We start from the raw sequence: 23751 nt of genomic DNA on the forward strand, positions 1-23751 counted from the left end.
AGAATTAGAGCGATCGCAATCTAATCTACAACTAACTCAGACAGAATTAGAGCGATCGCAATCTAATCTACAACTAACTCAGACAGAATTAGAGCAATCGCAATCTAATCTACAACTAACTCAGACAGAATTGGAGCGATCGCAATCTAATCTACAACTAACTCAGACAGAATTGGAGCGATCGCAATCTAATCTACAACTAACTCAGACAGAATTGGAGCGATCGCAATCTAATCTACAACTAACTCAGACAGAATTGGAGCGATCGCAATGCACTATTCTAGCCATGAATACTAGTAAATTTTGGCAGATGCGAAAAATATGGTTTAAATTCAGACGTGCTATTGGTTTAATAGATGATGGCAGTCCATTTCAGATAAGTTTTTTGTCACAAGTAAAACATTTGTGGACTGTTTTCAGAATAAAAGGATTTCGTTACTGCTTTAACAAGTTACGTCAAAAAACTTCTTTAGAGTTCAAGTTTGATGATGCATTATTACCTATCATAGCACTCTCAGATATTCCTCAAGCTAATGATGTTAATTACCAGAAGTGGCTGAACCAAAACTACCCTACTCAAGCAGCTTTACAAAAGATGGCTGAGGGGGCAAAGTTATTAGTTTATAAGCCTACTATTAGTCTTATTATGCCTGTTTTCAATACTCCTGTGCGTTTTCTACGAGAAGCCATTGAGTCTGTATTGAATCAAGTATATCCCTATTGGGAATTATGTATTGCTGACGATTCCTCTACCGATACTTACGTTAGACAAATTTTAGAGGAATATTCATTAAAAGACTCTCGAATAAAAGTTGTTTTTAGAACTGAAAATGGTCATATTTCTCGCTGTTCTAACTCAGCAATAGAAATCGCAACTGGTGATTTTATTGCCTTACTCGATCATGATGATCTGCTAACTCCAGATGCTCTGTATGAAATTGCTCTAGTGTTAAACAAGCATCCAGAAGCAGATATGATTTATTCTGATGAAGATAAAATTGATGAAAATGGTAAACTTCGAGATCCTTTCTTTAAACCAGATTGGTGTCCTGACTCTTTTTTGTCTCGGATGTATACCTGCCATTTAGGAACTTATCGACGAGAGCTAGTAAACGCCCTTGGAGGTTTTAGAACAGGTTATGAGGGAAGTCAAGATTATGATTTGGTTTTAAGATTAACCGAAAAGACAACACAAATATTTCATATACCAAAAATATTATACCACTGGAGAATTCATCCCCAATCTGCCGCAAGTAAACCGGATCAAAAACCTTATGCTGTTATGGCAGCAGAGAAAGCATTAGTAGATGCTCTTGCTAGACGAGGCGAACATGGACGGGTTACACAGGCTGGAAGCCTTGTGGGCTATTACATAATTCGATATACAATCAAAGATTATAAGCTTGTTAGTATTATCATTCCTACAAGAGATTTAGGTAATACTTTAGACAATTGCCTAACATCTATTTTTGAGAAGACAACTTATCCAAATTATGAAGTAATTCTCATCGATAACGGTAGTCAAGAAGAAAATACAGCTAATGTGATTTCTAAATGGCAACAACAGGAATCTAGTCGATTTCAATGCTACCAACTTGATATACCTTTTAACTACTCCAAAATTAATAATTATGCAGTTACTCAGGCTAAGGGAGATTATCTACTGTTTTTGAATAATGATATCGAAGTAATTACTCCTGACTGGATGGATGCAATGGTTGAACAAGCTCAAAGACCTAGTATTGGAACTGTCGGAGCCTTGCTTTTATATCCAGATAACACAATTCAACATGCTGGTGTATTAATGGGTATTGGAGGAGTTGCTAATCATAGTCATAAAAATTATCCGGTCAATTCTCCAGGATACTTTGGTCAAATCTTAACGGTAAATAATTACTCGGCTGTGACGGCAGCTTGTTTAATGTGTAGACGAGAAATTTTTGAACTAGTTGGAGGCTTTGAAGAAGAACTTGCAGTTGCATTTAATGATGTTGACTTATGTTTGAATATTGTTGAGAAAGGTTACAAAAATATATATTTACCACACGTTATGTTGTATCACTATGAATCTAAGAGCCGAGGTGATGAAGATACACCTGCAAAAGTAGCAAGATTTAGGAAAGAAACAGCCTATATGCAAAAGAAGTGGAAAAAATTTATAGAATATGACCCTTGTTATAATATTAATTTGACATTTAAGCGTGAAGATTACAGCATCAATGCTTGATATTAATTTGAAATTTGCTAAGTTTATAACCATTAACAAAGTTCATAGGAAAATATGAGTATCTTAGATCAATACATCAAATCTGCGCCCAGTCACCAAACAGCACTCGATATTTTTAAAAGTGAGTGGTCATCAAAATTACCTGCACCACTAGCAGATTTTCAAGCAGGTTCCATTCCATTGTTTGAAGATGCAAGGATTGATTGGGTATCCAGTAAACTAGGCGGAATTAAAGGTAAAACTGTGCTGGAGTTGGGTCCATTGGAAGCAGGACATACTTACATGTTGGAGTGCTTAGAGGCAGCATCAATTCTATCAATAGAAGCTAATACTCGTGCTTATTTAAAGTGTTTAATTATCAAAGAAATTTTAGAAATGAAAAAGACACGTTTTTTATGTGGCGACTTTGTAGAATATTTACGAAATACCCAGACTAAATTTGATGTATGCATAGCTAGCGGTGTACTTTATCACATGAAAAATCCAGCTGAATTGATTGGATTAATAGCTAAATGTACAGATAAAATATTTATTTGGACGCATTATTATGATAAAAATATAATTTCTGCTAATCCTAACCTAAAACATAAATTTGTAGGTACTTCTCAAACTAATTATGATGGATTTAAGCACACTCTTTATTGTCAAAAATATGAAAAAGCGCTGGAATGGTCAGGTTTCTGTGGAGGTAATGCAAGCAATAGTTATTGGATGAGCCGGAATGATATAATATCTTGCCTCAAGCACGTTGGTTTGAAAAATATTGAAATTAGTTTTGATGCTCCAGACCATCCGAATGGTCCGAGCTTTGCCTTAATGGCTGTTCGTTAGGGAAAGCTAAACATTGTAATTGATATATTCAATAAACATTTTTCTTACTTGCATCCCAGAGACATACTTCCTCATCATCGAGCCGCAAGTATTAGGTGAAGAGCGCAGGTTATTAGTAGAATTCTACAATCAAGAAAAATTCACCGAAAAAATATGTACAACAAAGCTCTCTCATTCCAAAAAGCGAAGTTACTCTTAGCAGTTGCTTATTCTCTACCAGTTGTTCTACTTTTCTGGTTTGTAACTACTTTCAGTGTAAACGTACCTTTTGGGGACGATTGGGCATTAGTAACTTTTTTTGACAAAATTCATAGTGGTACTGCAAACTTCAGAGATTTTTTTTCTCAGCACAATGAGCATCGTATATTTTTTCCAAGAATAATATTTGCTATTCTTGCATTTTCTTCAAAGTGGAATATTAAATTGGAAATTTATTTTAGCCTTTTACTAGCTTTAGTAAATTTCGTTATTTTATATAAAATTGCAGCTTATACTTATAATAAAAATAATAAATTATTATTTCATTTATTTAATTTTATAACTTGTCTAGTCAATTTTTCTTTAATTCAGTACGAGAATTGGCTCTGGGGATTTGAAATAGCTTGGTTCTTAATAAATACATGCCTAATCCTAGCAGTTTTTATTCTTACTGTACCTCAAAACTTGCTTCCAAATCTCAGAATCATACTAGCATCTCTATGTTGTTTTATTGCTAGCTTTTCGGCGGCTCATGGATTACTCTCTTGGCTGGCCTTACTTCCATCAGTATACATACTTGAAGGGAAGAATAAACATAAAAAAATCAGGATTTTGCTATGGATGGGACTTTTTGTTCTTTGTATTGCTATCTATTCTATTGGTTATGAAAAACCTTCTGATCACCCTGGTCTATTATTTATTTTACAGCACCCATTAATTGCATCCGAATATTTCTTCACTATCATAGGTTTCTCTTTATTCACAAATGTTTTTAATCCTATAGTTGCTGGGTTGATAATATTTATAACTTTTTCATTTTTTAATCTTTTCTGTTTCATTAACTATCAATCAGAGTTTCTAAATAAAGCAGCATCCTGGTTATCATTGGGTTGGTTTGCCATTTTGTTTGCATCAATGACAACTGTTGGTAGATCTGGTTTTGGTGTTGATCAAGCTACTTCATCTAGATATGTAACTGTTTCAATTTTATTAATCATATCCTGCCTACAATTGTGTCGATTATGGATTTTATATAAATGGCAAGATGCGGATAAAAACAGATATATGTTTTTAGGATTATGCCTGGGATTTCTAATATCTATTTTTCTTTTGAGTTCTAACAATAGCCTTGTAGAAGGACAAAATATTTTTATTCAAAGGAAGGCGGCTGAATCTTGTTTAGAAATTATAAATTTTATAGATAAACCTATAACTAATTCACCTAATAACTGTGTAAATTTTATTGTTCCCAATCAAAAAAAACCGATACGAGAACTAAGCAAAATTCTTCAAAAACTAAAGTTTCGGAATTTTCCTCGTAATATAAAGTTTGTTGCTCAATCTGAGAAAAATTACGGGTACATTGACATTCCCCCAACAATACAAGAACCCTTAAATATACACAGGAGTAACACTTTAAATTTGTCGGGCTGGGCTATTCTTCCTGAATCTCAAGAACAGCCACTCATTGTTTTATTATCCTACAGCAATAATCAATTCTTACTACCATAAATTGCAAGAAGGGTACGATTGTGTTTTTGGCTCCCGCTTCATTAAAGGAGGCAAAGTAATTGACTATCCCAGTCACAAATTAATTGTAAATCGTTTAGCAAACTTTTTTATTAAAATACTATTTGGCTTAAAATTTAACGATACTACTAATGCATTTAAAATTTATCGTAAAGACGTTATTGAAGGTATTTCTCCATTAGTATCTCATCATTTCAATTTGACAGTAGAAATACCACTCAAAGCTATAGTAAGAGGATACTCTTATACAACTATCCCTATAACTTGGAGAAATAGAACTATAGGGGTTTCTAAGCTAAAGCTAAAAGAAATGGGTAGTCGATATCTGTTTATAGTTCTTTACATCTGGCTAGAAAAACATTTATCGTGTGGAGATTATCATTTAAGTAAAAAAAGACTGCTGCTAAATCAAAGATTTAAATCAAATGGCTGAGAATATTCTGATTTTAGGAGGAGCTGGTTTTGTTGGCAGTTCCTTAGCAATTAATTTAAAAAAGCATCACCCATTATGGAAAATTATATGTTTTGATAATCTCCGAAGACGTGGTTCAGAGCTAAACCTTCCTAGATTTAAAAGTTTAGAAATTGACTTTATTCACGGCGATATTCGTTCTCCTAGCGATTTAGATCCCGCAATCTTTAATGTCGTCGATACTATCATTGATTGTTCTGCTGAACCTTCTGTACTTGCAGGATTTATCTCTCCACAATACGTCCTGCAAACGAATTTATTAGGAACTATCAATGTTCTTGAACTAGCTAGACAAATCCACGCTCGTTTACTCTTCCTCTCCACTAGTCGCGTTTATCCAATTGAAACACTTAAGTCAGTTAACTTAGTAGAACTACCAACCCGGTTTAGCATTGCTCCTGAACAGACAATATCGGGAGTATCTCATCTTGGTATAGCTGAGGAATTTCCACTTCAAAGCTACCGTTCTCTTTATGGTACTTCCAAACTTGCCTCGGAAATGCTAATCGAAGAGTATCGGCAAGCTTATGGTATTCAGGCAATAGTCAACCGTTGTGGCGTAATTACAGGGCCTTGGCAAATGGGTAAAGTTGACCAAGGTGTTTTTGTTTTGTGGTTAGCCGCACACTATTTTGGAAGCTCTCTAAGCTACATAGGCTATGGCGGTACAGGAAAACAAGTTAGAGATTTATTGCATATTGAAGATTTGTTAAGTTTGATTAATTATCAATTAGAAAATTTTTCAGAATTTGATGGAGATGTTTTAAATGTCGGTGGTGGTGCTAATAATAGTCTATCTTTATTAGAGACTACTAGATTATGCGAGGCAATTACTGGTAAATCTATTTCTATCAAATCAGAAGAAATAGCCAGACAAGGTGATATACCCATTTATATTACGGATTTTTCCAAAATAAGCTCGAAGACTGGATGGAAACCAATTATAAATCCAGAACGAACTCTCAAAGATATTTATAATTGGATTATTGAGTACGAAACAACGCTTAAACCTATATTATCTTAAGCTGTTGAGTGAAAACAAAATTTTTGCTGTCTGAATATCTATGAAACAAGATGAATATCTTAAAAAACTTTACTCTAACCGTTTTGACCATCAACAGAGAAGAGCTAAAATATCGCTTTGGAAAACTTTAATTGAGGAGTTCTTACAGAAATATGTGGAAAAAGACTCAGTTATTTTAGATATTGGGGGAGGCTATTGTGAATTTATTAATAATATTAAAGCCAGAAAAAAATATTTAATCGATCTTAACCCTGATTCTGAAGCATTTGCCAATGCTGATATCAATGTTCTAAATTTAGATATTTTGAACATAAGAGAACAGGAGAAAATAACGGAATGTTTTGACAAAATATTTATTTCCAATTTTTTTGAGCATTTAAATAATAAAGAAGAGCTAGTTGAAATTTTGTTATTTTGCTTTAACTACTTGAAACCTGGAGGAGCGATATTAATTATCCAGCCAAACTTCAAATATTCCATTAAGGAATATTATGATTTTATCGATCATCAATTACCAATTACCCATCTTTCTCTTCAAGAACTACTACATACTCTTGGGTTCAAAATTGATGTTTTAATTCCCAGATTTTTGCCATATTCAACTAAAGGAAGACCAGGCTCGCCTAATCTTTTAAAGCTTTATCTTAAGTTACCATTCCTGTGGAATTTTCTAGGAGGACAGATGTTTATCAAAGCATCTAAACCTTTTTAGTTTAACTGTCAGCATAAGACCATTTTATCCTAAACTGTTGATTTTACTATGACGTGAGTTAAAATATTATGCCCACCGTTTTAATTACTGGTTCCTCTGGTCTGATTGGTTCAGAATCTGTTCATTTTTTTGTCCAAAATGGTTTTCATGTTGTGGGTATCGATAATAATATGCGGGCGGTATTTTTCGGTGAATCTGCTTCCACAGAGTGGAATCGTTGTATCTTAGAAGATAAATATGGTGATAGCTATCGTCACTATGACATTGATATCCGCGATCGCTTTGCAATAGAAAACCTCTTTCAAGAATATTCTTCCGATATTTCTCTGATTATTCATACAGCAGCACAACCATCTCATGACTGGGCAGCAAAAGACCCCCATACAGATTTTACAGTTAATGCCAACGGCACTTTAGTATTACTAGAAGCAACTCGGCAATACTGCCCTGATGCAATTTTTATATTTACCTCAACTAACAAAGTCTATGGTGATACTCCTAATTATCTACCCTTGCAGGAGTTAGAAACTCGCTGGGAAATTCAACCAAATCATCAATATACAAAAGGTATTGATGAGTCAATGACAATCGACAACTCCAAACATTCTCTATTTGGTGCTTCTAAAGTTGCCGCAGATATCCTAGTTCAAGAATATGGTAAATACTTTGGCATGAAAAGTGCTAGCTTTAGAGGAGGTTGCCTGACCGGTCCAAACCATTCTAGTGCTCAGTTACACGGTTTTTTAGCATACTTAATGAAATGTACTATAACTGGCGAAACTTACACTATATTTGGGTATCAAGGCAAACAGGTTAGAGATAATATACATAGTTACGATCTTGTCAATGCTTTTTACCATTTTTATCAAAATCCCAGATGTGGAGAGGTTTATAATATTGGGGGTTCTCGGCATAGCAATTGTTCTATGTTAGAAGCAATATCAATTTGCGAAAATATCGTAGGTAAAAAGCTGCAATCAACTTATACAGAACAGAATCGCTCTGGCGATCATATCTGGTATATTTCAGATGTAAGAAAGTTTCGTTCTCACTATCCTACTTGGGAATATCAGTATAATCTTAGACAGATACTAGAAGAGATTTATTATGCTCAAGCATCTAAAAATATTGGTTATTCTAGGAGGTTGTTTTAAAAGGATCTGGATATTAACTTTTTTTAGCTCATCATTAGAATATAAAATCCATAAATTGAATTGTTATATACATCTAAATCAATGATAGCAAAAGTTGCAGCTTATATAACTCTCTATAAAGATAAACAAGCTGCTAACAATTGTTTGCAAGCTATTAAATCTCAATCTCTACCAATAGATATTGTTTTCGTAGTAGACAATTCCGAGCAAGAATTACTAGAGACTGATAATACTGCATCGATTTTGATATATCATTATCCGGGAAATATTGGTATTGGGGAAGGTTTAGCACTTGCGCTGGAATGGGCAAAAAAAGAAAATTATGATTTTTTATGGACTTTTGACCAAGACAGTTTACCAACTAAGGATTGTTTAAAAATACTCTTAAATTATTATAATAAGTTATCCCTAGAATATGATGACAATATTGGGATTATTGCTCCTACTTCCATTGATTACAAAACTGAAGAAATTGTACAGGGAGCAATTTTTCTAAAAGACCAATTTATAGGTTGCAAGCACAATAAGAATGTTGATTTTTATGAGTGTGACTCTCCTATAACTTCTGGTTCTTTGATTTCCATTGCTGCTGCTAAAACTGTTAAACCTCCTCGTGCAGAATTGTTTATAGATGGAATTGACCTCGACTATGGGCTAAGATTACGACAACAAGGATTTCATAATCTAATAGTTACTACAGCTATCATGTATCATAATTTTGGTAATCCAGTTAAAGTAAAATTTTGTCAACGAGAAATGATTATTCACCAATATTCTGCTCTACGTAACTATTACATTACTCGAAACCACACTTATTTAGAAACGCGCTATGCCCAAGGCTTGTATCGACTAACCAGTTGTGGACGACGCATAAAATATTTACTCCGCAGGATAGTTACAATTTTTATGTACGATCCGGAAGACAAAACCTTAAAAGTATGGGCTTGCTTGCTGGGAACATTTCACGGTTTTCAAGGAAAGCTTGGTAAAACTTGGTATTGAGTTGTTAAAAATATACTTAAAGGAAGTAATTAATAACATAATTAGGACTTACGCAAAAAGCACTGAAAGCCTTGATTTCCCGTAGGGGCAATTCATGAATTGCCCCTATATTTCGTACATGATACGTAAGTCCTATATAATAATTTAATAAAATTACTTCTATCAGGGAATGATTTATTAAATTTTATCATTTATCAGTAAGTATTTTTCAGCAAAATTAACTGAGATTGTAACTTCAACTAAAGTGATTTATTTTTTAATCGTTAATTATTATTCTACGAATTTAGTCTTGGAATTAATCAATTCCATAGAGAAAACAAGCCATGTTGACTACAAAGTAATTATCATCAATAATTCACCCGATGATGATTCTATTGAGAATCTCAAAAATGAATATGTATCTATTTTTGATGCTGAGACTAATTTAGGTTTTGGTTGTGCTTGTAATTTAGGCTTAAAATGGATATATATCCAAGATCCCCAAGCGTATGTTTGGATAATCAATCCAGATGCCTACTTCAAAGAAAATATTTTAGATAAAGTTAAGCCATTTTTTGAATTGCATCCAAAAATCTCAATTCTTGGTACATTTATCTATACACCGACAGGTGAAGTTTGGTTTGCTGGTGGTAGTTTTAGTAATAAAAGTGGCGCAATTATTACACAAAATAAATTAATAAATATGGATGTAGACTATGTTTTTTGTGATTGGGTTTCAGGGTGTAGTCTAATTCTTAATTTTAATAATTTTCCTGAATGTCCTTATTTTGATACTGCTTACTTTCTTTATTATGAAGATGTAGATTTTTGTTTACGCTATGCTAATCAAGGACATATAGTTGCTATAAATAATAAGTTTTCAGTGCTGCATCAACCATCAAGTATTACTAATAGAAATGTTTTTAAAAAAATTAGAAATAGTACGTATAGCTATTTGTTGACAATGGATAAATATACAAATAAATTTATATTTAGTATTAGATTAACTTTTCAACTATTAAAGGCTATATTAGCGATTATACTAAAACCACAAGCTGCATTAGGAAAAATTTGTGGAATATGGGATTATGCTATAAACAACCAGAATAAATAACTTATTGAAGTTTACTATTAATATAATAAAAACATTAAAATGCTCATAAAATTGAAAACATCTTAATTAGCCCAGACTATCATTATCAATACTAATAATTTTATTTAACGATAAATTAAGTAGTAGAGAAAAATCAAAAATAGACTAAATTATTTTATAGTTAATTATATATAATGACATTATTAATTAACCTCTCATTTCTACTAACTAAACCCACAGGCATCACTACCTACGCTCTCAACCTGCTGCCTCATTTACAACAACTTGATCCTACACTCCTAGTCTCGCAGAATATTCCTGGTTACAACTGTTACCCAGTTCCTCCTAACCAAACCGCAGAACAAGGGGTAAAAGGTCATCTCGATCGCCTTGTTTGGACGCAATTTCAATTACCGCAAATCTATAGAAAACTAAAATCGCAGATTTTATTTTCTTCCCTCCCAGAAGCACCCCTTTATAGCAACTGTCGTTTTGTGATCACCTCGTTTGACATGATCCCGTTGCGCTTTCCCAAACGCTTTTCACCACTCATACCTTACCACCGCTACTACACTCCCCAAGTCCTTAAGCAAGCACAACATATTATTTGCATCTCCCAGACTACGGCTGAGGACATCACCAAGTTTTACGGAATTCCTGCAAACAAAATTACCCCCATCCCCCTCGCCTACGATCGCACTCACTTCTCCCCTCTAAATCTACCTACCCGCAACTACTTTCTCTACATTGGCCGTCAAGATCCATACAAAAACATCCAGCGAATCATCAGTGCTTTTGCTGCGTTACCTAATTACAAAGACTATGAACTGTGGTTAGCAGGGCCAAGCGATCGCCGTTATACCCCAATTTTAAAAGCGCAAGTTGCAGAACTAGGTATAACTAATCAAGTAAAGTTCCTAGACTATATTCCTTACAGCGAATTGCCAAAAATCATTAATCAAGCGATTGCTCTGGTTTTCCCCAGTCTCTGGGAAGGTTTTGGTTTACCAGTCCTGGAAGCAATGGCCTGTGGTACTCCCGTCATTACCTCCAATCTCTCCTCCTTACCAGAAGTCGCCGGCGATGCGGCGATTCTGATCAATCCCTACGACACCGCAGAAATTACAGAGGCTATGCAAGCGATCGCAACTGATTTGGAATTGCGATCGCGCCTTTCCAGCCAAGGTATCACTCACTCTCAACAATTCAGTTGGGAAAAAACAGGAAAAGCAACCGTCGAAGTCTTATCCCGCTATCTATAAAAGATAAACTAACGCCAGAATTTAGATACCAGGATTTGGGATTTTGTGGAGATTTCAGATTATCTTGACTAATGGCTTCTAATTAATCCTCAATCCTTATGAAAGCACTAATTCTCTCTGGCGGTAAAGGTACACGTTTACGTCCCCTCACATACAGTGGAGCAAAACAACTCGTACCAGTTGCAAATAAACCTGTTTTATGGTATGGCATTGAAGAAATGGTCGCTGCTGGTATTACTGATATTGGCATCATCATCAGCCCGGAAACTGGGAAAGAAGTCCAAGGGAAAACCGGAAATGGAGAATATTTTGGAGCGAACATCACCTACATTGTACAAGACCAACCAGCCGGACTTGCTCACGCCGTCCTAGTCGCCCGTCCCTTTTTAGGAGATTCTCCCTTTGTGATGTACTTGGGCGATAACCTGATTCAATTAGGTGAGTTACGTTATTTTCTGCAACAATTTAGCCAACAACAGCCAGATGCTTTGATTCTCTTACGTTCAGTTGCTAACCCTAGCGCCTTTGGTGTGGCTGAAGTCGATGCAACCGGACGGGTATTACAGTTAATTGAAAAACCCAAAGTTCCTCCTTCAAATCTGGCATTGGTAGGGGTTTATTTCTTTTCTCACCTCATCTATGATGCGATCGCAAATATCCAACCTTCTGCCAGAGGTGAACTAGAGATTACTGATGCTATTCAATACCTAATTAATCAGGAAAAACAAGTTTTAGCCTACAATCTCAAAGGTTGGTGGCTAGATACTGGTAAAAAAGACGACTTACTAGAAGCGAACCGATTGATTCTCGACACCTATCTGACAGCATCAGTTTTTGGCGAAGTCGATGCCCAAAGTCAGATTATTGGGCGAGTCCAAATCGGTGCAAAATCTAAAGTAATTAACTGTACAATTCGGGGGCCAGTAATCATCGGTAGCAATTGTCATTTAGAAAACTGCTTTATTGGCCCTTATAGTAGTATTGCCAACAATGCCACACTCATTGATACCGATTTAGAACACAGCGTGATTTTAGAAGGTGCTAAAATTGCTGGAATTCATCAGCGGATTATTGATAGTGTGATTGGGCAACGCGCCCAATTGACTATTGCACCCCGTCGTCCCAAAGCCTTACGATTTCTAATTGGCGATGACTGTCAAATTGAACTAACGTAATTTACTTATTAAAAACAGGACAAGCCACAGTTGAAGTCTTACCTGTTAGCTGTAAAATACAAGCATTAAATTACTCTCACAATTAACACTGTGGCGGGTTACTCGAAATAATATTGATGAGCATTGTACATACAAAAATCCCGGAAGTTATACAACTTGAACCCCAAGTATTTACAGACGATCGCGGGTTCTTTTTTGAAGCCTACAACGACCGAAAATTTGCTCAAGAGACTGGTATTATTACCAAGTTCGTCCAAGACAACCACTCCTACTCTAAACAAAACGTTCTCCGGGGATTGCACTACCAAATCCAACAACCCCAGGGTAAACTTGTCCGGGCTATTGTTGGCACTATCTTTGACGTAGCCGTAGATATTAGAAAAAGTTCGACTACGTTCGGGAAGTGGGTAGGTTATGAACTCAGTGCTGAGAACAAACGCCTGTTGTGGATACCACCAGGCTTTGCTCACGGCTTTCTCGTGCTTTCAGAAATAGCAGAAGTTCTCTACAAAACTACAGATTACTACGCACCCCAAGGCGATCGCACAATTCTATGGAACGATCCAGATTTAGCTATAGATTGGCCTTTGAGTGCGCCACCAATTTTATCAACTAAAGACGAAGCCGCGAAACCTTTGAGAACTGCTGAAGTATTTGATTAAGCTTGATGATTGCCTTAAGCTCAATAACTAATTAGGATGAGTAAATCAATTTTGCTGATTGGTAGTAACGGTCAAGTGGGTAAGGAACTGCAACAAATACTTCCATCCTATGGCGATATTATCTCAGTAGAACGCCCAACAGTAGACCTTGCCCAACCCGATACCCTCCGCAACGTTATCAGATCAAAACAGCCGCAAATCATAATTAACGCTGCTGCTTACACTGCTGTAGACAAAGCAGAAAGCGAACCAGAACTTGCTAGCGCTATTAATGCGATCGCACCCCTAATTATTGCCCAAGAAAGCCAAAAATTAGGAGCTTTTCTAATTCATATTTCCACCGATTATGTTTTTGATGGTAATAGATATCGCCCTTACCAGGAAACCGATGCGACTAATCCCTTGAGTATTTATGGTAAAACCAAACTTGCTGGAGAAGAAGCAATTCGGGAAACTTGCGCCCATCACCTCATTCTCCGCACTGCTTGGGTTTATGGAACCTTTGGTAAAAGTAACTTTGTCAAAACCATGCTGCGACTAGGTGCAGAACGCCAAGAACTCCGTATCGTCGCCGATCAAATTGGTAGCCCAACTTGGGCGCAAGATATAGCCACAGTCATAGCCCAGACAATTCCTCAGTTAACCCCAGAAATTAGCGGTAGTTATCACTACACTAATAGCGGCATTGCTAGCTGGTATGACTTTGCCGTTGCGATTTTTGAAGAAGCCCAACAGCTAGGCTTCCCTTTGAAAATTGAACGTATTGTCCCCATTACAACCGCCAAATATCCCACAGCAGCCCGTCGCCCTGCCTATTCAGTTCTTGCTTGTGAAAAAATCTCAGCAATTTTAGAAACACATCCGCCCCATTGGCGACAAAGACTCCGGCAAATGCTTAAAGATTTGAAAATTGGGTATGGGGCATAGAGTGTGAATTGTTTCCTTCCCTATTTACTTCGACTTTTCAAAACTCCCGTTTCATGTTGTATGGGCAAGACATCTAAAATATCAGTTTGGGAACAATATTTTAAATCTTCGTGACAGTCAAGACGCAACAATCGTTGTCCGTGACTAGCTTGGTGAAGTAATCCTAATAAGTTATCTTGCCATTGAGAGTAAAGAGCGATCGCACTAATTACTTCATCGTTACCAGCTAATTCTTCTGGTGACAATTGTGTTTGCTGTAAAAGACTATGAGCGATCGCACCTGCACAAACTGTATCCTCTAAAGAAAAACTCCCTTCCCAACCAGAACCGACAATCCAGACTGTCTCAGGTTGCAACTCTTGAAGAAATTGCACCACCGCCGCCCGGTTAATCAAGGCTGCTGCTAATAGATTTGGGGAGTCTTGTACCCGTTGTAAGGCACGAGTCCCATTGGTGGTACTGATAAACAAACGCCGTCCTTGCACTAATTCTGGTGTGCAGTCGAGGGGAGAGTTACCCAACTCAAAGCCAGCTACTTTCGCGCCACCGCGTTCTCCAGCCCGCAGACGTTTTTCGGCAGGCCATTTTTCGCTAACTTCAATTAACTGATCTAAATCGCTGAATACTTGTACAGCTTCGCCTCCAGCTGCCAAAACTGTCGCAATTGTGCTAGTGGCTCGCAAGACATCGACTGCGATCGCACATTCTGGCGCTTTACCCGTTGGAGTCAATTCAGGAGTGTGGTATACGAATAGCTTCACGCGCTGGATACACCTAGTTTAATACTACTGTCGCAAATAACATTCTACCTAGTTGGTGCCACTAACTATAATCTCAATTTTTCCCAGAGCATTTTTTACCATCAAAAAGCAGAATGTATCAGGACTTACGCACAAAGAACGGAAAATCGAACCACAGAGGACGCAGAGGCCACGGAGGAATAGGAGTTTAAGAGTTTTTTGCGTAAGTCCTTGTATGTAATTTAATACATTAAATGGGAGTGGGCTTGCCGTGGGTAGCCGAACGGGAGTGGAGAAGAAATACTCAAAAAGCCCATTTTTATCTGAATAGACTTTCAGACTGCTGTACTATCTTGTAATCTAAAACAAGAACAGACTTATCTTTATGGGGAAAAAGTTACAGCTTCAATGTTACAGCGCTAAGAGACGGATATTCACTCATTCCCCATTCCCCATTCCCCATTCCCCATTGAAATTGCTATGGCACCTTTACCCGACTACCGCCCTAAACAACTATCTTTAGGCCCCTTGGAAGCGGAAATTTTAAATATCATCTGGGAACTTGGTTCAGCAACAGTAAAGGATGTACACGATCGCATTCTGGCTGATCCCAACCGCGAATTAGCGTATACTTCTGTCACCACTGTCTTACGTCGCCTCACTGATAAAGGTTGGCTAGCCTGCGATAAGAAAGAGCGAGCATTCTATTGGCGGCCAATGCTGACTAAACAGCAATCAGATGTCATCAAAGCTCACGAGCAGTTACAGCGATTTCTGGCAGTGGGGAACCCCGATGTTATTGCTGCTTTTGCCGATAGCTTAGATGAAGCAGCCAGCGAGCAAATAGCAGCGATCGCCAAACGGATTCAATCTGCACGCCAAGCCAGGGAGGAAAAATGATGCATCTAATAATGATTTTGAATGCTTTGGCAGTTGCCTGGTGGTTAAGATCCGCTTGCAGTCAACCCCAAGGCAATTGGAGTATGCGGTGGGGGCGATCGCTATTTTTGTTTCTCTTCCCGCCCTTGTTAATTTTCATGACTGCGATCGCTGTGCTGTTTATGGGACCCCAAGGACAAATGGGTGGGATGTACACAGGCTCAGTCAGCTATTTACTAGCATTAATTTATTTGGCATTTTTTGCCATTTCATGCATTAAACTCGCCTTTCAAGGTTGGCAGTCTGTGGAATCTGCCCGTAACTGTCCTCTAGTGAATGTTGGCGATAGACGAGCCAGACTACTGCAAACCGGGGCGCTGTTTGCCGGTCAAATTGGTTTTTGGCAACCAGAATTAGTGGTTAGCCAGGGATTACTGCACGTTCTCTCACCAAATCATTTAGAAAGCGTCTTAGCCCATGAGCAAGGGCATCACCATTACAGGGATACATTCTGGTTTTTTTGGTTGGGTTGGGTGCGTTCCTGCACCGCTTGGTTGCCGAATACAGAGCCTTTGTGGGAAGAACTCTTAGCTTTGCGCGAACTCCGTGCCGATGGTTATGCAGCATTGCAGGTAGACCCACTAGTGTTAGCAGAATCACTTTTATTAGTAGTTAGTACCAGCCCAGTATTATCAGAAATTTGCTGTGCTGCATTGGGTTCCTCTGGCGTAGATCGGTTACAACAAAGAATAGAAGCCCTATTAGCACCTCCAGAAGCAACCCAAGCCTCTCAATTTGAATCTTGGCATGGTTTTCTTCTAGCGTTATTGCCTTTAGTAGCTGTAATATTTCATAGTTAAACCATGTCTATCTTGAAACCTATAGTTATTCCCCATGATGAAAAGGATTTGCCCTCATCCCCCAACCCCGAATCCCAAATCTGGGATTCGGGGAGCCAGAATTTCAAACTCCCTCTCAAGCATTTAGGAGAGGGATTTAGGGAGAGGGTGAAAACTACGGTTCTCAACTTAGATAAGGTTTAACTTGAATTTATAAAGCTATAGCAATCCTATTTTATTTGTGAGAATTGAAAGCCAAAAAATCCCCAACTTCTTTAAGAAATCGGGGATTTGTGCTAACCAAAGTCGCGCTAAATATCCGAATTAATCAGCCTGAAATTATTCCAGTTTTAAGCAAAAGCGATCGCTTGAAAACTTCTTTTAAATGCAGATAACGGTAACATTAGTGGAGTATCTTAACACACTCTCATTTCCTGATCCGCCTGCCGAAACTAGTTTCAACCTGATTATTTATTCTCCCACCAATATTCTCTATTTATTTCCGCCCTGCTGTACTAGACCATCGATTTACTATCCTGACCCAATTGTGCCACTATATTCCCTTGCATCTCCTCATTGAATGCTACCATCTGCGCTAGATCCAGATCCGTATAACCTGTTGTATCGGGATATGTTAGCCCAAGCGAGTCAGATTGTGTTTGATTCTGTTCTGCTGTAGTAAGGTAGAACTGGTAATCAGTATTCCCTCCTTGACCTTGAATCTGTATATAGTAAGTTCCTGGATTTAATGAAATGCTTTGAGTTGCTTGAGATATACTACTCTTTTGAACGTTAATAGTATTAGAACCAGTATTAGAAGCTAAAATCTGACCGCTTGTATTAAACAGTTTTTCAGTGATGCTCCCAGAAAAGCTAAATGGTTCTATCGTAACAGTACTAGGTTGATTTAAAGTGAACTGATAGTAGTCATTAGGATCGGATGAATCCAGATGTTCTGATACTAGAGTAGAATTTGAACCTATCGTCAGTTGGCGAGCAGTGTCTAATGTGTTCCCAGCGTATTCACTCGCAGCCTGACGTCCTTCATAGGCACCATATAAACTAAAGTGTTCGACTAAATTGATGCCTTTCAAAGAAGCCAAATCGGGATTATTTGCTTTATAGAAACCAGCATCAAAATAGGGTGAAGATTTACGCCCTTCATTTATCCCATAAATTTCAAAGTGCTGCAACAACTGGTTATTGTTCAAATTAGCTAAGTCTTGGTTGTTAGTACGATAGTAGTTAAAGTCAAAATACGGGGAAAACTCACGCCCTTCGTTTATCCCATTGATTTCAAAGTGGTTTAAAAGTTGAGAATTATTTAGATTTGCCAGATCAGAGTTAAGCAACTGATATTGTGCAAAATTGAAAAGTGGATCAAAGCTACGGCCTTCAGTAATACCGTTGTTTTCCAGATGATTAAATAATTGCTCGTTGTTAAAGCCTGCAAGGTCACTGTTCTTAGCACGATAGTAGTTCAGGTCAACCAATGGAGAGAAACTGCGTCCCTCAGCTACACCATAATTCTCCAGATGATTCAACAGTTGGCTGTTGTTGAAGCTAGCCAGGTCAGAATTGCTAGACCGATAAAAATTTAAATTAATCAGTGGTGAGAAAGAACGCCCTTCATTTAAACCATAAGCCTCGAAGTGTGATAAGGCTTGAGCATCATTTAAACCAGCTAAGTCAGCATTGGCATTACGATAGAAATTGGCATCAAATACACTTGATATACTTAGGGACATATCATCAAACTTCCTAATATAAAGTATTTGTACTCTTAATTTTACGTCAGTTCGACCAAGTTAAAAAAGCATTGATACGATACTTAGTTTAATAACTCCCGGTTCGCCCATTTTTTAGGGAGTTAGGAAAACTAGATAAGCTGTTATGTATACATCTTGCACAATCAGGGCGGGCAAATCGCCCCACCCCACAACCATGTTGAAAAAATATTAGTGCAAAATAAACACTTTCCGACACACCTGTTTAATTGTTAAGCGAGAACTATTAGCAGCTATTGTAGAGTGGCTACGGCAGTCGAACTCAGGCTTGGTTGACTTGAATTTTTGCCATCATACCTCTGTCTTCATGCCCAAGGATATGGCAGTGATAGACAAAAGTACCTGCGATACTCGATCCATGTTGAGCGCCCCGGAAATCCATTCGGAGTTTAACATGAGGATAAGGAGTATTAGGATTTCCATTCCAGCTAGGCAAGTCGATCGTGTCGCGTAATATCCCGATTTCATTCGGAGCGGAACTTTCTAAAACCAGAAAGTGGATCTGGTGGATATGGAAAGCGTGGCTTTCCTGACTACGGTTCTCTACGATCCAGTCCTCGGTATTTCCCTCAGTTACAGTAATATCGGGAGGTGCGCCTGGAGTGTAAAGTTTAGGCTTATTGCCCTGCACAGTGATGTAGAAATTACTTCCATCTTCAGAGAAGAAAAGTCTGCGCTGATTTACTGGTGTCATCTGACTCAATCCAGCGAACCTATTACCTGACATCTGGGTTAAGTCAACCTCTGGCTCTGTTATTGCTGCTGTTGTGGTTTTGGCAGATGAGACAGAAGGTACTACTTGCGGATCAATTCTAGCTATTGTTCGTTTCGGATTATTATTCCCTTGTGACCCTGTATCATACTTCAGTGTCACAAGTTGAGCATTTTTGATATTTGCTCCAGGTCCCTTGATGATGAACTCTGCTCTGGCCGCAGGGGGTAGTAGAATGTGCTGGACTGGCAAAGTGTGATCCTGTGGGTTACCGGAATCGCTGTTGATAGGAACACCATCCAGAGCAACTAATTCAAGTTTCTGAGCAGTACCATCGTAAGTAACTTGCAAGTCAAAGAAGGTATTTGCCGCAGTGTTTACCACGCGCCAAAACTGTTCTTGATTCACTTGCATTTGAATTACAGCAGCCGGATCATATTTACCATTGCCTAAATATCTAATGGGGACTGAATTGATTGAAATATCATTCGCCGGAGGACAATTAAGACCATAAGGATAACCACACTGTTGTTTCGTGTTTACTAGTGGTGTATCACGCAGTACAAACACCCGTTCGGGAAGTTGAGCCGCTCGGTTGTTAAACTTCTGAATGCCTTCAACAATGATTGCACCTGTTAATCCCTTAAGCACTTGATTTTCGCTCTGCATGTGAATATGCGGGTGATACCAGTACAGTCCAGGGGGTTCTCCTGCTGGTATTGCGATCTGATACTGGAAATACTGGTTTGGTCTAATCACCGTCTTCACAACTTCGTCCTGATGGCACTGAAGGGACACATTCAAGCCGTGGAAGTGTAAGTTGGTTGAATTTGAAGGTGTCGTGCCTCCAGTCAGGATACAGTCGTTTTTTAGAGTTGTCGCATTTGATTCACCTGTCAGTCGGTTAGTCAAATTCACTAGGATTGTATTACCTGCCTGAGTTGGATTTACCCTAAGTGTTGGTGCTACCACGTTACCATTCGCAAGATAGCAGTCTTGCATAGGGCTAACTTTGAGAGCCGTCAAATTTACAGGACTGGATAAACCCAATTTTCCGAGGTTTGGTGGGTTAGTGACGATGCTTCCCGCCGCAGGTTGAGCGCAAACCTGTTTCTGCACAGCAGATGAAAGCCCAGTTTGTGCCACTCCTTGCACCCCAGAAAATATAACAAATAATGCCACAATAGCGCTGCAAGCAATCAAATAGATTCGCATCCGTTTTTTCATAAATTAAGACTTAGTATTGACAGGAAATACGAAATATGCAGTATTGATTTCAGAGATGAAATCTTGATTTTTTGACACTTTTTAGCCGCTTGCTATTGGTCATTGTAGTACAATCTTACATTAAGGTTATCACTCCCAGTTCGCCTATTTTTTAGGGAGTAGAAAAATTAGATAGTTAAAACTATACCGAAGGGAATATTGCTAAAAAGATTCATTAGGTATAAGGTCGCAATTATGGCTACTGAACCTATAATTACAAATGAAGGAGTCGTGATATACCTATACTTCTAACTCCTGAAATAAGTAGGCGAACCGGGAGTAAGAAATTGGAAAAACCCTAAGCCAAGATTTAAGCAAATTGAAAAATTGCTCGGTTTGAATAACTAGGCGTAAATTGTTGAGCAGACTTTTCCAGCCTTGACCAAAGTCGCATCAATCATGCTTTTTGAATTTGCTAACAACTCGATCTGTCTGTTGGTTCTTGAGAAGGAATAGTTGTGAGGGAGCATCTCAATTTTGTCTCAATTTTGGCTTAAATCTTTTCCCTCACCCCCAGCCCCTCTCCCATTTTTGGGAGAGGGGAGACATAATTCTAGTTCCCCGAATCCCATTTTTGGGATTCGGGGTTAGGGGATGAGGACTATCAAGGTTTTTGCACCTGACGGGATGCTCCCTAGCTGCGATCGCAGTCCTTGTTCAAGCACCAAAAGATCGATGATTCAGAAATGTCACAGCCGAGCCAAGCAGCTAAAACATCTCATCGATAATCTAGAATTCAAAATTTAAAACTCCCCAGGCTGGATTCGAACCAGCGACCAATCGATTAACAGTCGATCGCTCTACCACTGAGCTACTGAGGATCACTCACAATTTCTAATCTTAGGGCTAAAAATAGTATTTGGCAAGTACTTTCGCCAATATTTTTTTAAATGCTTAATTTAGATAATTTTTGCAGCTAAAACCCATTCACTAACTTAAGCAGAGACTCTTAAATACTAATATCTACTGTAATCCCATTCGTAATTCAGCTAGACGTTGCCGCGCCTTAGCATCAATGGCATTAGCTAAAAACCTACTCTTAGATTGTTTGCGCGTATGATACTTCTGTCGCATCCGGCAGACGGTAGCTTCTACTTCCCCACAGAGTTGTTGTGCCGATAACCATTCAGCCCCATACCCCTGTATCATCAACTGCTGTGCTCGATCTGATGTAGCAACAATTACACGAGAAATCAATGATTGAGCTATTTGCTGGCGCATAGACGCACATGATTTTTCAATATAAGTATCTGCTGTCTGTCCACAATCAGTGTAATAAACTGATAAAAGCTCAGTAATTATTTCTTTATTGCTAGAGGAGTTCTGATATTGGGCATCAAAAACTATTTGAGTTGCATAACCTTGAAACGCACTATAACCCGTCATCGCTTCCACAAGTTCACCCCGTGCTGCCTCTAGTCCAACACTATCACGCGTTTTTTTAAGGCAAGGCCAAGCGCCAATTATATTGTAGCCGTCTACTAACAAAACGGCTTGGAGTAAGGAACGGGGCATGGTTTTTAATCACAATTTTCTAGAGTTAACAAAATTCATTCATAAGTTTTATAATAATTGATGCATAGTATGTAACACTATGCTACACAGAATAAAAAATACGACAGCCTCATGAAACTAAAACCTAAGACAGACGTACCAACTGAAAACGCGCCTTTGTTTTAAAAAGCGCGTTGCAGTTCTTTTTCAGTAGTAATAAAAACGAAGAGTGCTGAGTTAAAAGACCACCTATAAAGGGTGGAGCATCTACGACTATGAAAGCCTAAATACTTTTTACTTTACTCAGCACTCAGCATAGGCTCAACGCCCCGCTATCCATGTACAGCACTCAGCACTAAATTAAGAGGCTTCGCTGTGTACCTGCATTAGACGTTGTTTGAGGCGTTGAGGTTCGCCCCTATCTACCAGAGAGCCTTTTTCAAGCAAAAAAGCGCCGTCAGAGTAATTTAACTCGTCTAATCGATGTGTTACCCAAAGGGCTGTAATACCTCGACTTTTGACAAGGCGGCGCACACCAGCCACTAAATCCAACTGGCTATCTGGATCTAGTAAGGCAGTGGGTTCATCTAATAATAAGACTTCACAGCGACGGGCGATCGCACCTGCGATCGCTACTCGCTGTTTCTGTCCCCCAGAGAGTGCATAGATAGGGCGTCGTAGGAGAGTAAGCAAATTCACCGCTCCTAGCGCCTCCTCAACCCTAGCTCTGCTGGCAGCAGGTGGTAACTTTTCTTCCACCAATCCAAAAGCCACATCAGCACCAACCGTTGGCATCACCAGTTGATGATCAGGATTTTGGAAGACAAAGCCAACGGGGTGCAAAACCCGAATTTCCCCAGACTCAGGAGCTAATAGCCCCGCCAACAGTCTAAGTAACGTTGATTTCCCACTACCATTTGTACCCAACAGCATCCAAAACTCACCTTTGGGTACTTCTAAAGAGCAAGATTTGATAACTTTCTCTCCATTAGGCCAACTGAAATTTAAATCCTTGACCTCAATGCCCACTTGAGCCATTTGTCAACCTTGGTTACTCAGCAGCTACAGCGAAAAACCCAGGTGGCCTACCACCACCAGGGGTCGTACCATCTTTCTGAACAATCTGCACCCCAGAAATTTCACTAGCGCGGACAGCAATTTTTTTCTCTGTTTTGCCCTCGCACTTGAGTTCCACAATGTCAGGGTTACCAGAGCGTATTGCTGCCAGAATCAGTTGATAGACAGCCTCAGCATCCTCTGCTGACTTACGTTGTACAGAGATAGGGAAAGCAGTGTTTCTGATGCTTAAATCGATGGTAAACATTTAGCAATAATCAAATTTAACTGTGGACTCATTTTAGCGTCAGCTGACTGATTCTAGGGAAATGGACATTGGGCATGGGAAAGAGGCTCCAGGGGCAAGGCGCTGCTCTTGCTGAGAGAAAAACTCATCTCCCCACTCCCCACCTCATCTGGAGCAAAAATTAATTTTTATTACAAAACCCCTAGAAAAATTAGCGATTTACACCTAATATGATTAAAGGTATGTAAAAAATTGTAAACTTGGTTAACAACCCAGTTAACTTTCTGCTTATAGATGACTTTTGTATAGGCATCTATAATACAGATACAACCTGTACTTATAAACATTTGGAGATTTGCTCTAATGACCATCGCAGTTGGACGCGCCTCTAGTAGAGGGTGGTTTGACGTTTTAGACGACTGGCTCAAGCGCGATCGCTTCGTATTCGTAGGTTGGTCAGGGATACTATTATTCCCCTGCGCC

21 protein-coding genes, 1 tRNA gene and 1 pseudogene are annotated in these 23751 nt (G+C 38.6%); 16 read left to right on the plus strand and 7 right to left on the minus strand.

Annotation, left to right across the window (positions count from 1 at the left end; genetic code table 11):
- The 13 genes from V7K73_RS24140 to rfbD form a co-directional block, all read left to right on the plus strand.
- On the plus strand, positions 1–2227 hold a 2227-nt coding region (locus tag V7K73_RS24140), incomplete at its 5' end, for a glycosyltransferase (protein WP_334883770.1).
- 54 nt (positions 2228–2281) lie between these two features.
- Positions 2282–3058 carry a class I SAM-dependent methyltransferase gene (locus V7K73_RS24145; protein WP_334883772.1) on the plus strand — a complete coding sequence of 259 codons (777 nt, stop codon included), beginning with the start codon at positions 2282–2284 and terminating at the stop codon, positions 3056–3058.
- A 153-nt stretch (positions 3059–3211) separates the two neighbouring features.
- A complete protein-coding gene (locus V7K73_RS24150) occupies positions 3212–4768 on the plus strand; it encodes a hypothetical protein (RefSeq protein WP_334883774.1) in 1557 nt (518 codons plus the stop codon).
- Between the two features lies 1 nt (position 4769).
- Positions 4770–5219: a hypothetical protein gene (locus V7K73_RS24155; protein WP_334883776.1), complete on the plus strand. Its 450-nt coding sequence runs from the start codon at positions 4770–4772 to the stop codon at positions 5217–5219.
- Positions 5212–6282 carry an NAD-dependent epimerase/dehydratase family protein gene (locus V7K73_RS24160; protein ID WP_334883778.1) on the plus strand — a complete coding sequence of 357 codons (1071 nt, stop codon included), beginning with the start codon at positions 5212–5214 and terminating at the stop codon, positions 6280–6282. Before V7K73_RS24155 ends, V7K73_RS24160 begins: the two co-directional genes overlap by 8 nt.
- A gap of 40 nt (positions 6283–6322) precedes the next feature.
- Positions 6323–6994 (plus strand): class I SAM-dependent methyltransferase, encoded by a 672-nt coding sequence (locus V7K73_RS24165; RefSeq protein ID WP_334883780.1) that lies wholly within the window; start codon positions 6323–6325, stop codon positions 6992–6994.
- Between the two features lie 68 nt (positions 6995–7062).
- Entirely contained in the window at positions 7063–8148 is a 1086-nt protein-coding gene (locus V7K73_RS24170; protein WP_334883781.1) for an NAD-dependent epimerase/dehydratase family protein, read from the plus strand.
- Between the two features lie 81 nt (positions 8149–8229).
- Positions 8230–9150 carry a glycosyltransferase gene (locus V7K73_RS24175; protein WP_334883783.1) on the plus strand — a complete coding sequence of 307 codons (921 nt, stop codon included), beginning with the start codon at positions 8230–8232 and terminating at the stop codon, positions 9148–9150.
- A gap of 244 nt (positions 9151–9394) precedes the next feature.
- Positions 9395–10243 (plus strand): glycosyltransferase, encoded by an 849-nt coding sequence (locus V7K73_RS24180; protein ID WP_334883784.1) that lies wholly within the window; start codon positions 9395–9397, stop codon positions 10241–10243.
- Between the two features lie 173 nt (positions 10244–10416).
- The gene (locus V7K73_RS24185; protein ID WP_334883786.1) at positions 10417–11484 is read left to right on the plus strand and encodes a glycosyltransferase family 4 protein; all 1068 of its coding nucleotides are present in this window, start codon (positions 10417–10419) and stop codon (positions 11482–11484) included.
- A 98-nt stretch (positions 11485–11582) separates the two neighbouring features.
- Positions 11583–12659 (plus strand): glucose-1-phosphate thymidylyltransferase, encoded by a 1077-nt coding sequence (locus tag V7K73_RS24190; RefSeq protein ID WP_334883788.1) that lies wholly within the window; start codon positions 11583–11585, stop codon positions 12657–12659.
- Positions 12660–12775: 116 nt separating this feature from the next.
- A complete protein-coding gene (rfbC, locus tag V7K73_RS24195; RefSeq protein WP_334883790.1) occupies positions 12776–13321 on the plus strand; it encodes a dTDP-4-dehydrorhamnose 3,5-epimerase in 546 nt (181 codons plus the stop codon).
- A 36-nt stretch (positions 13322–13357) separates the two neighbouring features.
- Complete coding sequence (gene rfbD, locus V7K73_RS24200) at positions 13358–14248, plus strand: dTDP-4-dehydrorhamnose reductase (protein WP_334883792.1); 891 nt, start codon at positions 13358–13360, stop codon at positions 14246–14248.
- Positions 14249–14268: 20 nt separating this feature from the next.
- Here the strand turns inward: rfbD and V7K73_RS24205 are convergent, their stop codons facing one another.
- The gene (locus V7K73_RS24205; protein WP_334883794.1) at positions 14269–15009 is read right to left on the minus strand and encodes a 2-phosphosulfolactate phosphatase family protein; all 741 of its coding nucleotides are present in this window, start codon (positions 15007–15009) and stop codon (positions 14269–14271) included.
- Between the two features lie 459 nt (positions 15010–15468).
- On the opposite strand from V7K73_RS24205, the gene V7K73_RS24210 reads away from it, so the two are divergent.
- A complete protein-coding gene (locus V7K73_RS24210) occupies positions 15469–15888 on the plus strand; it encodes a BlaI/MecI/CopY family transcriptional regulator (RefSeq protein WP_334883796.1) in 420 nt (139 codons plus the stop codon).
- Positions 15888–16727 (plus strand): M56 family metallopeptidase, encoded by an 840-nt coding sequence (locus V7K73_RS24215; protein ID WP_334883805.1) that lies wholly within the window; start codon positions 15888–15890, stop codon positions 16725–16727. Before V7K73_RS24210 ends, V7K73_RS24215 begins: the two co-directional genes overlap by 1 nt.
- Before the next feature lie 494 nt (positions 16728–17221).
- On the opposite strand, the gene V7K73_RS24220 is transcribed toward V7K73_RS24215, so the two are convergent.
- The 6 genes from V7K73_RS24220 to V7K73_RS24245 all read right to left on the minus strand — a co-directional run bounded on the left by V7K73_RS24220 (position 17222) and on the right by V7K73_RS24245 (position 23289).
- Positions 17222–18454 carry a T9SS type A sorting domain-containing protein gene (locus V7K73_RS24220; RefSeq protein ID WP_334883798.1) on the minus strand — a complete coding sequence of 411 codons (1233 nt, stop codon included), beginning with the start codon at positions 18452–18454 and terminating at the stop codon, positions 17222–17224.
- A 301-nt stretch (positions 18455–18755) separates the two neighbouring features.
- Positions 18756–20420, minus strand: coding sequence for a multicopper oxidase family protein (locus V7K73_RS24225; RefSeq protein WP_334883800.1), 1665 nt, complete (start codon positions 20418–20420; stop codon positions 18756–18758).
- 800 nt (positions 20421–21220) lie between these two features.
- Positions 21221–21292 (minus strand) — tRNA-Asn (locus V7K73_RS24230).
- A 142-nt stretch (positions 21293–21434) separates the two neighbouring features.
- Positions 21435–21986 carry an NYN domain-containing protein gene (locus tag V7K73_RS24235; protein WP_334883802.1) on the minus strand — a complete coding sequence of 184 codons (552 nt, stop codon included), beginning with the start codon at positions 21984–21986 and terminating at the stop codon, positions 21435–21437.
- 339 nt (positions 21987–22325) lie between these two features.
- The gene (locus V7K73_RS24240; protein ID WP_334883804.1) at positions 22326–23003 is read right to left on the minus strand and encodes an ABC transporter ATP-binding protein; all 678 of its coding nucleotides are present in this window, start codon (positions 23001–23003) and stop codon (positions 22326–22328) included.
- 13 nt (positions 23004–23016) lie between these two features.
- Positions 23017–23289 (minus strand): hypothetical protein, encoded by a 273-nt coding sequence (locus V7K73_RS24245; protein WP_012410874.1) that lies wholly within the window; start codon positions 23287–23289, stop codon positions 23017–23019.
- 342 nt (positions 23290–23631) lie between these two features.
- Here V7K73_RS24245 and V7K73_RS24250 point away from each other — a divergent pair.
- Positions 23632–23751: pseudogene (locus tag V7K73_RS24250) on the plus strand (photosystem II D2 protein (photosystem q(a) protein)); the annotation flags it as partial.

It is taken from the genome of Nostoc sp., assembly GCF_036916975.1.
Taxonomy (GTDB): Bacteria; Cyanobacteriota; Cyanobacteriia; order Cyanobacteriales; family Nostocaceae; genus Nostoc.